Origin of the sequence: Bacillus sp. FSL M8-0350 (genome assembly GCF_038593345.1) — a bacterium.
Lineage (GTDB): Bacteria > Bacillota > Bacilli > Bacillales > Bacillaceae > Bacillus > Bacillus safensis.
Genome location: NZ_CP151985.1, coordinates 3,788,271 through 3,807,087 on the forward strand (window position 1 = coordinate 3,788,271; position 18,817 = coordinate 3,807,087).

General features: G+C 43.6%; 13 protein-coding genes. 12 read left to right on the forward strand and 1 reads right to left on the reverse strand.

Annotated features, from left to right (window positions below):
* Positions 1 to 89: 89 nt before the first annotated feature.
* On the reverse strand, positions 90 to 308 hold the full coding sequence (locus tag NSS80_RS19705) for a hypothetical protein (RefSeq protein ID WP_041118429.1): 219 nt from the start codon (positions 306 to 308) through the stop codon (positions 90 to 92).
* Between the two features lie 534 nt (positions 309 to 842).
* Here NSS80_RS19705 and NSS80_RS19710 point away from each other — a divergent pair.
* From NSS80_RS19710 to NSS80_RS19765, 12 genes are all read left to right on the forward strand, one after another.
* Positions 843 to 1,727: an alpha/beta hydrolase-fold protein gene (locus tag NSS80_RS19710; RefSeq protein ID WP_041118431.1), complete on the forward strand. Its 885-nt coding sequence runs from the start codon at positions 843 to 845 to the stop codon at positions 1,725 to 1,727.
* Between the two features lie 4 nt (positions 1,728 to 1,731).
* Positions 1,732 to 2,517, forward strand: coding sequence for a 2,3-dihydro-2,3-dihydroxybenzoate dehydrogenase (locus tag NSS80_RS19715; RefSeq protein ID WP_217008626.1), 786 nt, complete (start codon positions 1,732 to 1,734; stop codon positions 2,515 to 2,517).
* Between the two features lie 26 nt (positions 2,518 to 2,543).
* Positions 2,544 to 3,722, forward strand: a complete 1,179-nt coding sequence (gene dhbC / locus NSS80_RS19720) for an isochorismate synthase DhbC (protein ID WP_252049962.1) — start codon at positions 2,544 to 2,546, stop codon at positions 3,720 to 3,722.
* Positions 3,723 to 3,749: 27 nt separating this feature from the next.
* Positions 3,750 to 5,369: a (2,3-dihydroxybenzoyl)adenylate synthase gene (locus tag NSS80_RS19725; protein WP_317222463.1), complete on the forward strand. Its 1,620-nt coding sequence runs from the start codon at positions 3,750 to 3,752 to the stop codon at positions 5,367 to 5,369.
* Between the two features lie 18 nt (positions 5,370 to 5,387).
* Complete coding sequence (locus NSS80_RS19730) at positions 5,388 to 6,296, forward strand: isochorismatase family protein (protein WP_144496506.1); 909 nt, start codon at positions 5,388 to 5,390, stop codon at positions 6,294 to 6,296.
* A 15-nt stretch (positions 6,297 to 6,311) separates the two neighbouring features.
* Positions 6,312 to 13,460, forward strand: coding sequence for an amino acid adenylation domain-containing protein (locus NSS80_RS19735; RefSeq protein ID WP_342498387.1), 7,149 nt, complete (start codon positions 6,312 to 6,314; stop codon positions 13,458 to 13,460).
* Positions 13,461 to 13,480: 20 nt separating this feature from the next.
* Positions 13,481 to 13,708, forward strand: coding sequence for an MbtH family protein (locus tag NSS80_RS19740; RefSeq protein WP_211044099.1), 228 nt, complete (start codon positions 13,481 to 13,483; stop codon positions 13,706 to 13,708).
* Between the two features lie 123 nt (positions 13,709 to 13,831).
* Positions 13,832 to 15,457, forward strand: a complete 1,626-nt coding sequence (locus NSS80_RS19745) for a helix-turn-helix domain-containing protein (RefSeq protein WP_211044100.1) — start codon at positions 13,832 to 13,834, stop codon at positions 15,455 to 15,457.
* A gap of 98 nt (positions 15,458 to 15,555) precedes the next feature.
* Positions 15,556 to 16,521 carry an iron-hydroxamate ABC transporter substrate-binding protein gene (locus NSS80_RS19750; RefSeq protein ID WP_034283615.1) on the forward strand — a complete coding sequence of 322 codons (966 nt, stop codon included), beginning with the start codon at positions 15,556 to 15,558 and terminating at the stop codon, positions 16,519 to 16,521.
* A 94-nt stretch (positions 16,522 to 16,615) separates the two neighbouring features.
* Positions 16,616 to 17,350, forward strand: a complete 735-nt coding sequence (locus tag NSS80_RS19755) for an alpha/beta hydrolase-fold protein (protein WP_034283617.1) — start codon at positions 16,616 to 16,618, stop codon at positions 17,348 to 17,350.
* 72 nt (positions 17,351 to 17,422) lie between these two features.
* A complete protein-coding gene (locus NSS80_RS19760; RefSeq protein ID WP_064498621.1) occupies positions 17,423 to 17,569 on the forward strand; it encodes a YycC family protein in 147 nt (48 codons plus the stop codon).
* Between the two features lie 22 nt (positions 17,570 to 17,591).
* Complete coding sequence (locus NSS80_RS19765) at positions 17,592 to 18,806, forward strand: MFS transporter (protein ID WP_034283619.1); 1,215 nt, start codon at positions 17,592 to 17,594, stop codon at positions 18,804 to 18,806.
* Positions 18,807 to 18,817: the final 11 nt, after the last annotated feature.

Consider the following 18,817-nt stretch of genomic DNA (forward strand, 5'->3'; position numbering starts at 1 on the left):
CGCATTTTTGATGCTATATGATATTTGGCCAACTTTAAAACAGCACCGTCCTTTCATAAGAAATACGCTGCTCATAAAAAGTGAAGGTGTTAATGGTGGTTTTGCTTGAGGGCGTGTTGAAAGAGGAGGATGGTGATCATATCGGTGGCCCGCTGGTATAAATCCCATTGTTCATAGGCCGCAAATGTCATCCGTATTTCATGTAATGATTGCTTCATTTCATGATATTCTTCCACTGTAAACGAATTTTTCAATTTGAACTGATGTTCAAGCAGTTTTAGCCTTAGCTTTCCTAATGGAGTTTTCATTCTGCCTACATTCCCTTCGATCTTGTCTTCCTTAGAAAATTGTATATGAATTTACGCATGAGATTGAATAAGTTGTGAGATATGCTCACCAGCTTTTCGAAAAATTCTCCTCTTTTTTCCTAAAAATACAAGAAGGTCTATAGACTTATTTTTCCTCAAAATGATTTCAAGAAGAAAAACCTATATATATTCCTGAATCAAACAGAAGAAAATGGTAAATATCCCGTGACGGTCAAGGTCTTTTGGCATTTCTCCTCTTTTTAAATGACTCAGTCCGGCATTCCCTATTTCCATTCATTTGGTAGTTATTTAGTCCTTTATTTTCCGAAAATTTAGATTAAATTATCAATTACACCACTTAATGAACATTTGACTTCATAATTGATAACCATTATCATTTGATTTGCTTGCGTGATAATTGAGAATCATTTTCATTTGAAGGGACCATTCTTCAATCTCTACACTCATCCTATATCCGCAAGCCTGCTTTTATCAGCATATGAGAGTCAATTTGAGGAAGGGGATTTTTTACACATGTCCAAACGCCCTGAAGGAATGGGTACTGAGGATTCTCTTTTCGGAGAAAGCCGTCCTTTTTTTATACCCGGGACGGAGCAACTGGATATCACAGCACACCCATACAGACTTTTTATATTTAAACCGAATACTACTCCTCCAGCGGCTGGTTTTCCAGTCATGTACGTGCTTGATGGGAATTCACTTTTTGGCACAATGGTCGAAGCCATTCGTTTACAGTCAAGAAGACCCGAAAAAACAGGTGTTGTACCTGCCATCATTGTTGGAATTGGCTATCAGACAGAAGCGCCCTATCATCCGCTCAGGCATTATGATCTCACTCTAACCGGCCCTGACGCTTCCATTGGTGACAAAAGAAAGGATTTCTCCACCCATACATATGGCGGCGCCTCTGCGTTCTTTTCTTTTTTAGAAAAGATTGTAAAGCCTTATATCGAGCAGCGCTTTCCGATCAACCAGAGTCGTCAAACACTATTTGGGCACTCTCTTGGCGGTCTTTTTGTATTACACACACTATTTGAGCACCCTGATGCTTATCAAACATATATTGCAGGCAGTCCTTCTATCCACTGGAACAAAAAATTATTTCTAGAAAAAGAACACCAATTCACCAGCCATATACGTCAGATGCCTATGGATGTCAGGCTGCTTGTAGGTGTAGGTGAGTTAGAAAAACATCATCCGTGTCAAATGAATGATCATGCAAATTCACTAGCAAATCGTATGCTGCCCTTATCCCCATATGGCTTGCATACAGCCTATCACGAATTCCCTAAAGAAGGACATACGTCCGTTTTACCGGTGCTGATGAATGACGCTTTTCGATTTGCACTCTATCATGATGATCCTTTCACAACCACAGACATGAAGGAAAGGCAGTGAACACATGAAACACAGTGGTCTATCTCAAAAAGTTGTCCTTATCACAGGCGCAGGACAGGGTATTGGACAAGCAGTCGCAAAAAGACTAGCCGAAGAAGGTGCGATTATTGCAGCAGTTGACGTAAAAGAAGATCAGCTGCAAAGCACCGTCCAGCAAATGAAGGATGAGGGCATACGTGCCTTTGCCTATCCAGGTAACATTACCGATCAAGCATCTGTTCAGCACATTGTCGATCAAATTGAAAAGCAGCTTGGCCCCATTTATTTACTGGTCAATGTAGCAGGCATTCTTCGAATGGGTTCTATTGACCAGCTTAGTGCAGATGACTGGCAACAAACTTTCGCAGTCAACACACATGGTGTCTTTTACGTATCTCAAGCTGTCTCCAAATACATGATGAAAAGATCAGAAGGGGTCATTGTGACCGTCAGCTCTAACGCAGGTGCCATTCCTAGAATGAATATGGCTGCCTATGCCGCTTCAAAAGCAGCAGCCACTTCATTTACAAAAACGCTTGGATTAGAACTGGCTGCCTATGGAATCAGGTGCAACGTCGTCTCTCCTGGGTCTACCGCAACACCTATGCAATGGGCTTTATGGCCTGATAAACAAGGAGAAAATCAGGTGATTAAAGGTTCACTAGAGACGTATAAAACCGGTATTCCTTTACAAAAAATCGCTGATCCTCAAAATATCGCTGATGCAGTCATTTTCTTTGCATCTGAGCAATCCAGTCATATTACGATGCAGAATCTCACGATCGATGGCGGCGCAACACTCGGAATCTAGCATTTCATTCAAAAGGAGGCCTTTTCATGAAACATTCATTATTGTCGTCCGAAGAAAAAGTACAATTGCTTCAAGACTATCAGCCAGGCGCTTTTTTTCTTGCTTCACCTAAACGCACGATACTTGCCGAAGGGATTTTCCAGCATATTGAAACCAATCAGCTAAATGAACTATCCACAAGGGTAGCGCACGTATTTGAAGATGCCAAACAAGCTGGAATTCAAACACCGATTGTGGCTGGTGCTGTCCCATTTGATCCGGCGCAGCCCGTTCGTTTAAATGTACCAGTCCATGTACAGTTTAGTGATCCACTCGAATTTCAACAAGGTGATGAGGAGTCAGAAGCGGCATCGCCATCCTATGAGGTGACACCTGTCCCTTCTCCTGAAGTCTACATGAATGGTGTGAACGAAGGGTTAGCTAAAATTGAAAAAGGAGAGCTTAGCAAAATCGTCATTTCTCGATCTCTCCATCTCAAATCAAATCAAGACATTCCTACGAAAACAATACTCGAACGACTGGCTCGTCATAATACGACTGGCTATACGTTTGCTGCAAATGTAGCTGATCCGAAGGCTTCCCAAAAGCGCACACTTCTTGGGGCAAGCCCTGAGCTGCTCCTTTCTAAAACCGGTTCATCTGTGATTTCCAATCCACTCGCTGGTTCCCGGCCGCGCAGTTCAGATCCAGTAGAAGACCAGCGCCGCCGCGATGAACTCCTTACCTCAGCGAAGGATTTACACGAGCACGCAGTGGTTGTTGAAGCTGTCACTAAAGCGCTTACTCCATACTGTCATACACTAGATGTGCCTGCATCACCATCCGTCATACAAACAGAAACGATGTGGCATTTATCTACTGTGGTCAAAGGTGACTTAATAGATTCCGGTGTGTCCTCAATTGATTTGGCGCTTAGCCTTCATCCAACACCCGCAGTATGCGGCACACCTACAGCAGATGCACGTGAAGCCATTCAAGCGATTGAACCCTTCGATCGAGGATTTTTCACAGGGATGATCGGTTGGGCAGATGCAAATGGTGATGGTGATTGGATTGTCACCATTCGTTGTGCAGAAGCTGAGGGTCATTCTCTCCGTCTCTTTGCTGGTGCAGGAGTGGTCAAAGGATCAAAGGCAGAAGAAGAGCTAGCTGAAACATCTGCAAAATTCAACACGATGCTTCACGCGATGGGCATCCATCAGTGATAAAAATAAATAGGAGATGACAAAAACATGTTTGTTCAACCACCTACATGGCCAGAAGAATTTGCAAAACGCTACCGTGAAAACGGCTGTTGGCGTGGGGAAACCTTTGGCGGTATGCTTCGTGAACGCGCCGCATCGTTAGGAAATAAAACAGCCATTACATACGCTGATACGCACATAAGCTACCAAGAACTTGACGAACGCGTCAGCAGTCTTGCTGCCGGTTTTCATCAGCTTGGAATTCAAAAAGGCAGTCGAGTTGTCGTGCAGCTTCCTAACATTCCTGCTTTTTTTGAAGTCATTTTCGCTTTATTTCGAATCGGTGCTTTACCCGTGTTCTCTCTGCCATCTCATAGAAGCAGTGAAATCACTTATTTTATTGAGTTTGCCGAAGCAGATGCATATGTCATACCAGATATTGATGGCAGCTTTGATTATCGATCACTCGCACGTCAAGTGAAAGAAAAGCTTCCCTCATTACCTCATGTCATTGTTGCAGGGGAAGCTGAGGAATTCCTTTGCTTGGATGATCTGCGAAAGGACCCAGCTCTTGATCCTCAAATTCATGTAGAGGCAAGCGATATTGCGTTTCTTCAGTTATCTGGAGGCAGCACAGGCCTTTCAAAGCTCATTTCTCGTACACATGATGACTATATTTATAGTCTTTGGAAAAGCAATGAGGTGTGCGAGCTCACACAAGAAAGTGTGTATCTAGCTGCACTTCCAGTTGCGCACAACTATCCATTAAGCTCGCCTGGCGTCCTTGGAACGTTATACGCAGGCGGAAGAGTCGTTCTTGCACCTGGATCAAGCCCTGATGTCGTCTTTCCACTCATTGAAAAAGAACGGGCGACCATTACCGCTGTCGTTCCACCTATCGCATTGATTTGGCTAGAGGCCGCTCCTCATCGATCAGATGACTTATCGAGTCTTGAAGTCTTACAAGTCGGTGGTGCTAAATTCAGTGCTGAGGCAGCAAAACGAGTGAAGCCTACACTTGGATGTAAGTTACAGCAAGTTTTTGGCATGGCAGAAGGTCTGGTCAACTATACCAGATTAGATGATCCTGAACATGTCATTATTCATACACAAGGACGCCCAATGTCTGAATATGATGAGGTACTAGTGGTAGATGATGAGGACAAGCCCGTCCCGCATGAAGTGGCTGGACATCTTTTAACAAGAGGACCTTATACGATTCGCGGCTACTATAAAGCCGATGAACAAAACAAAAAAGCATTTACACCCGATGGCTTTTACAGAACAGGTGACATCGTGCGATTAACCAAAGAAGGAAATGTTGTTGTAGAAGGCAGAGACAAGGATCAAATCAATCGTGGCGGCGAAAAAGTTGCCGCTGAAGAAGTTGAAAACCATTTACTTGCGCATCCTGACATTCATGATGCCGCCATGGTGTCTATGCCAGATCCATTTCTTGGCGAACGCTCATGTGCCTTTGTTATCGCGAAAGGAAACAACAAACCAGCACCGCACATCTTAAAATCATTTCTAAGAGAACGCGGGCTCGCAGCCTTTAAAATTCCCGACCGCATTGAATGGATCGATGCGTTCCCGCAAACAGGTGTAGGCAAAGTCAGTAAAAAAGCATTAAGAGAATTAGCTGCAACCCATACTGCCAACGTATAAAAAAGAGGAGTGAAAAACATGGCAATCCCTACTATTCCTGCATATCCAATGCCAAGCACACAAGATTTACCCGAAAATAAAGTGAACTGGATACCAGATCCGAAACGTGCTGTTCTGCTGATACATGACATGCAGCAATATTTTTTAAATGCATTTCAACAAGATACATCACCGATCACAGAGTTAGTGCAGCATATTCAACAATTACGTGATACATGCAATGAACTTGGGATCCCCGTCGTCTATACAGCGCAACCTGGTGACCAAGACCCGAAGGATCGTGCCTTATTAACAGATTTTTGGGGACCTGGACTTGGTGATGATGAAGCATTGACAAAAATCATTGATCAGCTTGCTCCATCTGAAGCAGATACAATGCTGACAAAATGGCGTTATAGCGCATTCAAGAAATCTAATTTTTTGGATATCCTTCAAGAAGGCGGGCGTGATCAACTGATCATTACTGGCGTATATGCACATATTGGCTGTATGCTGACAGCCGCAGAAGCATTCATGCTCGATATTGAAACCTTTTTTGTCGCCGATGCCGTCGCTGACTTTTCACTGAAACATCACAAAATGGCCATGACCTATGCAGCTGAACGCTGTGCAGTCACCACAACGACAAACCAAATCATCAGTCGTTTAACAGGACAAGAAGCAAACAGTGATGATTTATCCTTTGAGGCCATCGTTCACCAAGTAGCTGAGTATCTCCAAATCGAGCCAAATGAAATACCACTTGATGAGAATCTCGTCTACCTTGGACTTGATTCTATTAGAATGATGAGCCTAGCGGAAAAGTGGAGACAGCAAGGAGCGACAGTTAATTTCGTTGAGCTTGCCGCAAATCCAACGCTCGCTCATTGGCGGACTCTTCTTTTCCCAGAAAAGCAGCCATCTATCCCAAATATCGATTACTTGTAAAGGAGGTATAGACCCTTGTCGATCCAGTCAGTCGATTCATTCCCGCTAACCGGAGCCCAATCAGGCATTTGGTACGCGCAGCAGCTTGATCCAGCTAATCCTATTTTCAATACAGCTGAGTATATAGAGATTAAAGGTCCTATTGATCCCATACATTTTGAAGCCGCCATTAGAAAGACTGTCTTAGAAGCAGATTCCTTGTATATGCGCTTCATTGATGATACTGACGGTCCAAAGCAATGGATGACATCTAAGAAAGAGATTCCATTTCAATATGTTAATTTACAAAATGAAAAACAGCCTCTTGATGCGGCTAAAGCATGGATGAAGGAAGATCTTTCAACGCCAGTCTCTTTAGAGAAAGATGTATTATTCCGTGAAGTACTTTTTCAACTTGCTGACGACCGATTTATTTGGTATCAGCGCATTCATCACATTGCCATTGATGGATTCGCCTTTTCGCTCATTGCGCGTCGTGTTGCTGAGGTCTATTCAGCCCTATCGAAAGGGACACCAATGCCCCCTCAAACATTTGGATCCTTACATGACGTAGTCCAAGAGGAGCTCACCTATCAACAGTCTAATCGATATGAAGATGATCAAGCGTTTTGGAAAAATCGCTTTGCTGATCAACCGGAAATTGTCAGCCTTGCTGAGCTTGCCCCAAGAACGTCGGATCATTTTATCCGAAAAACGGCTGGCTACGATGCAGAAAAGGTAAGCAAAATGAAAAAAAATGCTCAAGCCTTCGGTGGTACGTGGCATGAAATGATCCTTGCTGCATCCGCTTTATATATGCATCGTATGACTGGTGCACATGATATTGTTTTAGGGCTTCCTGTGATGATGCGCCTTGGATCGTGCGCCTTACAAACACCCGGAATGGTCATGAACCTGGTACCGCTTCGTTTAACATGCAAACCAGAAATGACGCTATCAGCACTTGTTCGCCAAGTATCTGAGGAACTAAAAGCCATTCGCCCTCATCAAAGATATCGTCACGAGGACATGCGGAGAGACTTTAAACTCATCGGAAGAAATCAGCGATTATTTGGCCCACAGATCAATATCATGCCATTTGATTATGATCTCATGTTCGATCAGAGCATGGGTCAAGCACATAACCTCTCAGCAGGACCCGTGGATGATATATCGATCAACATATACGACCGCGCGGATGGGAACGGATTTCAAATCGACTTTGATGCAAACCCTGCCGTTTACAAAGAGCAAACAGTTGACGCTCATCAGCAGCGTTTTCTTCAATTGCTGGAGGAAATAACCGGACTAGAGCAAGATCAAACGATCAGTCAATTCAACCTTCTTTTGTCTGAAGAGAAAGAGAACATCCTCAAGCACTGGAATGATACAAAACGAGAATTACCAAAGGAATCTTTACGAGAACTATTTGAAAAACAGGTGAGCAAAACACCACAAGCAAAAGCATTACAGTTTGAAGGAATTACTTTGACCTATGAGGAGTTGAATCAGCGGGCTAATCAATTAGCTCATTATTTGAAAAAACATGACATTGGACCAGAACAATTTGTCGCAATTGCTCTGCCTCGGTCCATCAATATGGTCGTAAGTCTATTAGCCGTCGTCAAAACGGGAGCCGCATATCTGCCACTAGACCCTGATTATCCTAACGATCGTGTCGCCTATATGCTAGAAGATGCCAAACCAGCGTGCTTGCTCACAGTCAAAGAGACAGCAGACGGTTTGGACCATCCGCACATCGTTCAGCTGGATGATTCAACTGTTCATCAGGACATAGCAGACAGTCCGCACATCAATCCGGCTTGGAGCGAGGGCTCTCCACATCACCCAGCTTACATCCTCTACACGTCAGGATCGACAGGCAAACCAAAGGGTGTTGTTGTAACAAAACGAAATGTGATCAACTTTATATTGTCCATGCAAGATTCATTTTTATTAGATCAAAAAGACCAGCTTTTAGCGGTAACGACCATTGCCTTTGATATTTCTGGGCTGGAAATGTTCCTACCGCTTTTACATGGGGCTGCTATTTTATTGGCAAAAAAAGAAACCATACAAGAACCAGCAAAGCTTTCAGACATGATTCGTTCTCATCATGTCACAATCATGCAGGCAACGCCAACGTTGTGGCATGCGCTAGCAGATGAGTACCCTGATGTGATCACAGGTATGCGTGTTCTTGTTGGAGGTGAAGCACTCCCTGCCTCCCTTTTGCACACATTGCAATCTCTTCAATGTGACATTACTAATTTGTACGGACCTACAGAAACGACGATCTGGTCTACGATGGAAAATGTCACAGCACATCGAGAAAATAGTGGACCGGCAATTGGTAAACCCATTTGGAATACGAGCATTTACATTTTAGATGAAGGACTAAACCCAGTCCCAGCAGGATCAATCGGTGAGCTTTATATTGCAGGTGAAGGAGTATCCAGAGGATATCTTGGACGATATGATTTAACGGCTGAACGCTTTGTCGCTGATCCATTCGGCACAAAAGGCACGAGAATGTATCGCACTGGTGATTTAGCCAGATGGCGTGAAGATGGTTCAATTGATTATATCAGCCGTGCCGATCATCAAATTAAAATCCGCGGCTTCCGTATTGAACTAGGTGAAATTGAAACCGTAATGATGCAGCATCAAGCCATAAAACATACATCTGTTATCGTTCGTGAGGATCAACCTGGGCAGCAGCTGCTTTGTGCATATGTTGTGCTGACAGATGGGTCTTCTCTGCACCCTTCAGAGCTCAGGCAGTTTGCGGCTTCATTACTTCCTGACTACATGGTGCCCTCTGCTGTTGTCGTTTTGCCAGAACTTCCACTTACACCAAACGGCAAAATCGACCGCAAAGCATTACCAGCACCAAATATGTCTTTAGTTAGTTCTGAGCGTACACCTAGAACACCACAAGAAGACATGTTATGTAGTTTATTTGCAGAAACCCTTGGTCTATCTCAAATTGGCATAGATGATAGTTTCTTTGACTTAGGAGGACATTCCTTACTCGCCGCTCGTCTGCTTCGACGTATACGCGATACACTTGGTGCAGACCTAAGTATGAGTACCATTTTTGAATCGCCTCGGGTTGCTGAGCTTGTGCAGCACATTGACAAAGCGAAGGACATTCGGCCGCCGCTTCAGGTAGAAGACAAACCAGATGAGATTCCGTTATCCTTTGCCCAAAAACGGCTCTGGTTCCTTCATTGCCTTGAAGGGCCAAGTCCAACTTACAATATTCCACTTGTCATTCAGCTGACAGGTAGACTAGATCAAACAGCTCTCATTGGTGCTTTGGCAGATATCACTGAAAAACACGAAACCCTTAGAACCATTTTTCCAAATAATAACGGCATGCCAAGACAGGTCATTTTACACCCGAAAAGTGTTCAGCCTGAACTCCATGTCACAGCTTCAAGTGATCAACAAATTGAGAATCAGTTAAACGAAGCCATTCGGTATAGCTTTCAGATTGAAGAAGAACCTGCACTTCGAGCTGAATTATTCACGCTTGATGCAAACCGTTCCGTACTGCTTCTATTGCTGCATCACATCGCTGGTGACGGCTGGTCACTTGCACCATTGACACGAGACTTAGCTGCTGCTTACGAAGCCCGTATACAAGGAAAATCCATCTCCTTGCCAGCAGAACCTGTTCAATATGCTGACTATGCTATTTGGCAGCAGAAGCTGTTGGGCAGTGAAGAAAAGGCGGATAGTCTATTTGCCAAGCAGCTCAACTATTGGAAAGGTGCCTTACATGACCTGCCTGAAGAACTTGAACTGCCTTATGACTTCCCGCGTCCACAGGAAGGAAGCTTCAACGGTGCGACGATAGACTTTACGATTGAACCCGCTTTACATCAGAACCTCCTTGAGCTTGCAAAGCAGCATCAAGTGAGTTTGTTCATGGTGCTTCAAGCATCTCTTGCGGCATTACTGACACGCCTTGGGGCCGGTACAGATATCCCAATCGGCAGTCCAATTGCTGGACGGAATGACGATGCACTTGACGATATTGTGGGATTATTTGTGAACACACTAGTATTACGTACAAATACAGCTGGTAATCCAACCTTTAGTGAGCTATTGAAGCGAGTGCGAGACGTTGACCTAGCAGCCTATGAGCATCAGGATCTGCCATTTGAAAGACTAGTCGAAATTCTAAATCCAACCAGGTCCAGATCAAGAAATCCATTGTTCCAGGTCATGCTAGCCTTCCAAAATACACCGAAGGCAGAAATGAAGCTGACACAACTTGACTCAGATCTTTACGTGAAACCAGTAGGGTCAGCTAAATTTGATCTGACCATCGAATTAACAGAACAAAGAACGGAAACTGGGTCAGCAGCGGGATTAACAGGATTGTTTGAATTCAACACAGATGTATTTAAACAAAGCACCATTCGAGCAATCGCTGACAGAATGAAGCGCTTTTTAACTGAAGTGACCGAGCGCCCACATGTGCCGATTGGCCAAGTGAATATTTTATCAGATAAAGAGCGGCAAACATTTCTCCCTGACAAAAAGACAATTGCTCAGTTAGACCAAGCACATAGTCTCCCGGCTTTATTTGAAAAAACGGCGCAGCAATACCCTGATCGAGTGGCTGTAACGTATGGCAATAGGCAGCTGACCTATGGTGAGTTAAACAACAAAGCCAATCGTCTTGCTCATTTATTAATAGAAAAAGGCGTTGGACCAGAACAGTTCGTTGCACTTGCCCTGCCTAGATCAATCGATATGCTCGTAAGCTTATTAGCCGTTCATAAAGCAGGCGCAGCCTATGTTCCGCTTGATCCAGATTACCCAGCAGATAGACTGGCATACATGATACAAGATGCCAAACCCGTTTGCAGCATCACAACAAAAGCAGATGCAGTGCATCTTCCAGCTGATTGCGATTTGATTTTGTTAGACGAAAAGGAAACGAGCGATCAATTGCTGACAATGCCAAATCACAATCCGGCTGATATAGACAGAATTGAGCCGCTATCTTCTCTGCATCCGGCCTATATTATTTATACATCCGGTTCTACAGGGAAACCAAAAGGAGTGGTCATCCCACACCAAAATGTCATCCGTCTTCTGACATCTACTGAACATTGGTTCCATTTTGATGAAGAAGATGTTTGGACAATGTTCCATTCTTATGCCTTTGACTTTTCAGTATGGGAAATATGGGGACCACTTTTATATGGCGGCCGGCTTGTCATTGTACCTCATACCATCTCTCGCTCTCCAGAAGAGATGCTGCAGCTTCTAGTCGAGGAAGGTGTGACTGTGCTTAATCAAACACCTTCTGCCTTCTATCAGCTCATGCAGATAGACAAGGAACAACAAACACTTGGTCAAGCATTATCACTCCGCTATGTCATCTTTGGAGGTGAAGCATTAGAGCTTAGCAGATTAGAAGATTGGTACAGCCGTCACTCAGACTGTAAACCAAAGCTAATCAACATGTACGGCATTACAGAAACCACCGTTCACGTTACGTATAATGTACTCAATCGAGAGATGATCACAAAGAACTCCAGCAGTTTAATAGGCGAACCGATTCCTGATTTACACGTGTACGTACTAGATGAATACCTACAGCCTGTTCCCCCTGGGACGACAGGTGAAATGTATGTAGCTGGAGCTGGCCTTGCAAGAGGTTATCTAGGCAGACCTGACCTGACATCAGATCGATTCCCTGCCGATCCTTATGGAGCACCTGGCACAAGGATGTATCGTACAGGCGACCTTGCGCGCTGGACAGAAGAAGGGGATCTTGATTACATTGGCAGAGCTGATCATCAAATTAAAATACGCGGATTTCGCATTGAACTTGGAGAAATCGAAGCCGTTCTGGCACGCCACGATGCAGTTGCACAAGTTGCCGTCATGATGCGAGAGGATCAGCCTGGCGACAAACGCTTAGTCGCCTATATCGTCACAACTGAAGAAGACCGTTTCGATACTGAAACCCTTCGTCATTTTGCAGCAGCCAGTCTTCCTGATTACATGGTTCCCGCGGCATATGTACAAATTGACACCATGCCGCTTACAGCAAACGGGAAGCTTGATCAAAAATCACTGCCAGCACCTCAATTGCATATACAGCAAGCAGATGGCCGCGGCCCAAGAAACCCGAAAGAGGAAATCCTATGTCATCTCTTTGAAGAGGTGCTTGATTTACCTAAAATCAGCATAGACGATCGCTTTTTTGACATTGGCGGGCATTCCTTACTTGCGGTTCGTTTAATCAGCCGCATTCGTGATGCACTTGGTGTCAAACTAAGCATCGGAACGTTGTTTGAAGCACCAAATGTGGCAAGTTTGGCAGAGAAACTAGAAACAGGAAGCGATGAAAACGCACTAGAAATCCTGCTGCCACTGCGAACAAATGGAGAAAGATATCCTCTCTTTTGTGTTCACCCGGCAGGTGGTCTTAGCTGGTGCTATGCAGGTCTCTTGAATACATTAGAAAAAGACATCCCTATTTATGGATTACAGGCACGAGGAATCGCAAGAAAAGATGACTACCCGCACACACTAGATGATATGGCTGCGGATTACATCAAGCACATCCAAACGATTCAGCCAAAAGGCCCTTATCATCTTCTTGGCTGGTCACTAGGCGGAAACGTTGTACAGGCAATGGCTACACAGCTCCAGCAGCAAGGTGAAGAAATCGCACTCGTTGCAATGCTGGATGCCTATCCGAACCATTTCTTACCGATTAAAGCAGCACCAGATGAAGAAGAAGCACTAATCGCTCTTCTTGCGCTTGGCGGTTATGATCCAGATACCTTAACAGGTGAACCGCTCACGATGAAAAGTGCCGTCGACATCTTGAAAAAAGACGGCAGTGCACTAGCAAGCTTAAGTGAAGATGCCATCAGAAACCTAAAAGAAACCTATGTGAATTCAGTTCGATTGCTTGGAGAATATCAGCCAAAAACTTATCAGGGGGACATATTATTCTTTAGATCTACCATTATCCCAGATTGGTTTACACCAATTGATCCCGAAGCATGGGCACCTTATATCAACGGAACAATCGAACAGCACGACATTCATTGCCGGCACAAAGACATGTGCCAGCCTAACCCCCTAGCAGAAATTGGTGTCATCTTAGACAACGCACTGCATCGGGTTAAACAAAAGCACTAAGAATAAAGGAGAGATGACAAATGACAAATCCCTTTGATCGTGAAGACGGTGTATTTCTTGTGCTGGTCAATGAACAAGGACAGCATTCACTTTGGCCATCATTTGCACCAGTGCCAGATGGATGGGGAAAGGTCTTTGGTGAAGACACTAGAAATGCCTGCATCGATTATATCCAGACACACTGGCAGGACTTGCGGCCATTAAGCTTAACAAAAGAACCTGCGCTAGCACATGGAAAAACGGAATAAATCACCGCACCCTGATCTCCATCAGGGTGCTTTTTTGACAGAATAAACATCACCATCTTTCAGCTCTTTCTGCTACAATTTAATTGAGAATGTTTATCAATCAATAAGAGATCAGGTGGTTTTATGGGAAACAACAATCAATTACGTACATTGGCAAATGCCGAACAATTCATCTACCGATTAACATATACTGAAAAAATAAATAATGCAGAGCTTCCACATACAGAGCAGCAGCTATCAGATACATTCTGCCTCCTCTTCAGCATAAGCGGCAGCGGTTTACTCACATTGAACGATCAAAAATGGCGATTGAAACATCTGACCCTCTATACAATCATGCCTGGGGAAACATTTATGTTAAAAACAGAGCCTTATCAAAAACACGAGCTCTATCTGTTTCGCTTTCAGCTCTACACGCTGCAAAATCAAAACATAGGAGAAGTATCAACGGAACATGCCCGTTCTTTACTGAATAAATGGCAATTTATCGATATTAGCTCGATTGAACATATTCATTCTTTATTGTCCGATATGACAGAGGAATGGCAAAGACCTGAATCCATTAACTTTTTTAGAAGCCAAACTCTTTTTCAGCAGCTCATTATGCAGCTTTTCACACTGCATAAAGAAGATATTTGTGACACGGCACATGCCCTTTTCAAAACAAAACAATATATCGATCAACATTCCGAAGAACCCCTCAGCCTGACAAGTCTATCTCATATGGCTGGCATCAGCGCCAATCATTACAGCGAGCTATTTAAAAAGCATTTTGATGTGAGTGTCAGTGATTATATCACCAAAAAAAGGATGGCTAGAGCCAAACAATTAATGGCAAAAGGCAACGCAAAGCTCAAAGACATTGCACTGGAAATCGGCTATCAAGATCCGTATTACTTCAGCCGCATCTTTAAGAAAAAAACGGGCATAACCCCTTCAACTTATATGAAAAGCCGTCAGCGGAAAATTGCAGCCTATGGCCATTCCATACTCGGCCAGCTCACACCCATTCATATCATCCCATATGCTGCCCCTCTTCACCCTAAGTGGACAGCACATGATTTTGAGCATCATGCAGAAGAAATTCCGATTCACCTGAGTGCACATCGGATCAACGAGCACGCTGAAGCCAATTTACAACTATTAAAAGAAACAAAACCTGAGCTGATCATTGCCAATGATCATGTGACAGAGGAAGAAAAACAAGTGTTAAAAACCATCTGTCCTGTTCACTTTGTTCCATTCACACAATTAGATTGGCGCACTCAATTCAAACAAACAGCTACGTTCCTAAATGAAGCGAACGAAGCAGAAGAATGGCTGATTCATTACGAGGAACTCGTCATTCAAGCGAAAAAGGCATGCCTTTTTGATCATCCACCAAAAACCGTCCTGCCTCTTCGTATCTTTCAAGATCAGCTCTATTTGTCTGTGAATCGCACCATGTCAGAAGTAATTTTTCAAGATATTGGCCTTCTGCCAGCTTTTCAGAATGACGGCCAGCTAATAGAAAAGAAAATCAGCATTCGCTCTATACAACAGCTAGATCCAGACGCCATCTTCCTCTTCCTGCATAAGGAGCCAAAAACCATTGCTTTTTATCAAAAGTTAAAGCAGCAGGAGTCTTGGCAAAATCTCAAGGCTGTGACGCAGCAAGCCGTCTATCCACTTACGTCTGACCCTTGGCGTGAATACACAGCAGCCAGTCATCAACGAGTCATTCAGGACCTTTTATCTTTTTTTCCGTAAAAAGTCCATCATTTGACAGATCATTGTCTATGGATAAAAGGACAAAAGACTACTACAATCTTTAATTGAGAACAATTATCAGTTAAAGGAGAAAACAAATGAAAAAATGGTTCGCATTGCTTATCCTTTGTATCATGACGATCACCGCAGCAGCCTGTGGTGCTGCAGAAAATAAACCTGCTTCAAACACGACCAAAAGCAAGTCAGCTGAAACAGCAGAAACAAATATCAACTACTTAGATCAAACGTACAAACTCAAAACACCAGTGAAACGAATTGTCATTGCTGGAAGCCTTGAATCAATGGAAGATGCAAAATTACTTGGTATCGAGCCTATTGGTGCTTCTACTGTAGGCGGCACATTCCCTGAATTATTTAAAGACATCACAGCGAAAACAGAAGGTATCGGTGAAAAAACAGAACCGAACCTAGAAAAAATCCTAAAACTAAAACCAGATGTCATACTCGGATCAACCAAGTTCCCGCCTGCAACAATTAAAAAATTGGATAAAGTCCAAACGACGATCCCAGTATCCCATGTCTCTTCTGACTGGGAAAGCAATCTATTATTACTCGGTGAACTGACTGGAAAAAGTAAAGAAGCGAAAAACATCATTTCTGATTATCAGAAAGATCTCAAACAAGCGAAAGAAACCCTGAAAGACAAAAGCAGCAACAAAACAGCTGTCATTTTGCGCATTAGACAGGGCGACCTGTACGTTTACCCTGAAGACGTATACTTCAACTCGACCTTATATGGGGACTTAGGATTTACAGCACCAAGTGATATCAAAAAAGCCAAAGCACAAGCATTGATTTCATTGGAGCGCCTAGGCGAACTCAATCCTGACTATATTTTTGTTCAGTTCTCTAAAGAGGAAAACTCATCGAATCCAAATGCATTGAAGGACTTAGAGAAAAATAAAATTTGGACAAGCCTAAAAGCTGTGAAAAATGGGCACATCAATGAAAATGCCGTTGATCCTATGCTTCAAGGAGGAACAGCACTAAGCAAAACAACCTTCCTTGATAAGGCTGTCAAATGGTTAGATCAAAACAACTAAACAGATGTGTAATCAGATTTTTGACAAAGGGCTAAATTGTTTAGCCCTTTGTCTTCTTTTCAACGCAGTTGAAAACCTTTAGGAGAGGATACACATGAACGGAACGTTTCTATATGATGAGTTTAATGGGCGTCAGCTTGATATTTACCTTCCACAGGACACCTCTATTGATGTTCCAGCTGTCTTTGTACAAGATGGCTCTTCTTTGTTTAGAACACACCTGCTAGAGATCGAAAGAATGATCGAAACCAAAACCATCTCGCCAATCATCATTGTCGGCATACACCCATTCAATCGACTTGACGAATATACACCATGGAAGGCGTCATCACTGCGATCTGGGTTTCCTGACTTTAAAGGTGAGGCACAGACGTATGTGTCATTTTTAGCGAATGACTTACTCCCATATATCAAAAGAGAATATCCAGTTCAAGAGACCTGTCATGAACATAGCCACGTAGGTGCTTCATTAGGCGGGCTGTTTGCTATATATACTTTATTCATGCACCCTGATCTTTTTAAAAACATCGCATCGATCTCCGGGTCATTTTGGTATCAAGATTTTCTACCGTTTGCTAAACAACAAAGCATTCAGTGTGTGGATCACTTTATTTATTTGTCTGTAGGCAGTGAAGAAGGGAAAGGCAAAACATCTGCTCAACAGCACATGCCTTTATTCAACAAACAACTGCATGACCTTTTATTACAGAAAGGGATGCAAGAAAGGCAGCTGCAATATCACATCGAACAAGGGGAGGGCCATCATCTGAAACAATTTCAAAAAAATTTCTTATCGGCCCTAAAGTGGTTTTATCAAAGAGAACGCTAATTTTTTATCAGCATGGCACAAAGCCGATATGATATATTGGAACGTATAGATTGAAAGAGGAGGGATTTGCGCATGAGACCTTTACAAATCTCAGCCGATACCGCACAAAAGCTTGCTGCATCACTCAATGTACCGTTAGAACAAATCATGCATATGCCGCAGCATATCTTATTAGCTAAATTAGCGGAGCTTGAACAGAAGAAAGATCGTTCTTCTTAAAGAAATAAAGGAGTTTACATTCATGGAACAACAACTAGAAAAATCAACATTACATCCTCGCAGTACAGGACAAACCATCCTGCTGATTGCTGGGATTTTGCTTATTGCATTTAATCTTCGGCCTGCCATTACATCCGTTGGCCCTGTTATCGGCGCGATTCGTTCCGATTTACAGCTTTCAAATGGACTGGCGGGTTTTCTTACGACATTACCACTGCTCTCATTCGCATTGCTTTCTCCAATTGCCCCTAAAATCGGAAAACGACTTGGCAATGAACGAACCCTCTGGCTTGGACTTGCCGTCCTTCTCTTTGGGATTGTGATTCGCTCGTTTGGCTCCATCACCTTCTTAATGATTGGAACAGCGCTGGTCGGCGTTGGAATTGCGATTTGTAATGTGCTCTTACCGGGGCTTGTGAAGCATAAATTTCCTGCACATGCAGGCTTGATGACAAGTGTATATACGACTTCAATGTCCGTCTTCGCTGCACTTGCTTCAGGTGTCAGTGTTCCGCTCAGTCATACGATGCCTGGCGGCTGGAATACATCATTCCTTGTATGGGCTGGACTTGCCCTTCTCGCCATGATGGTTTGGGCGCCGCAGCTTCTTCATCAGAATACAGCGGCCGTCAAAAGTATTTCTCTTACAGAGCAGCCAATATGGCGTTCACGTGTTGCATGGCAGGTGACCTTTTTTATGGGGTTGCAGTCATTCCTTTTCTATAGCAGCATCGCATGGTTTCCTGATATCTTAACATCCCATGGAATGAACCTGTCGACAGCTGGATGGATGCTGTCCATTATGCAGTTTGTTGGGCTGCCATCCACCTTCTTAACGCCCGTTTTTGCAGAAAAATTAAAAACGCAAAGACCGCTTGTCGCCGGCCTTGTCCTTGTGTATTTACTCGGCATGATTGGACTTCTCCTCGGAGGATCGACGCCTATCCTTGTCATCTCTGTTCTATTGATCGGCATTGGACAAGGGGCCAGTATCAGTCTTGCCCTCACATTTATCGGTTTACGTACAACCAATATGGAACAAGCAGCTGCCCTCTCTGGAATGGCGCAGTCTCTCGGTTATTTATTAGCTGCTGTTGGGCCGTTCATGATTGGTATCCTTTTTGATTCCACACATACATGGACACCAGCGATTATCATCTTTATCATCATCCTATTTTTCATGTTTTTATCCGGTATGCGTGCTGGACGCAGTGTCTATATTTCAGATCCTTCATAAAAAAAGAACCC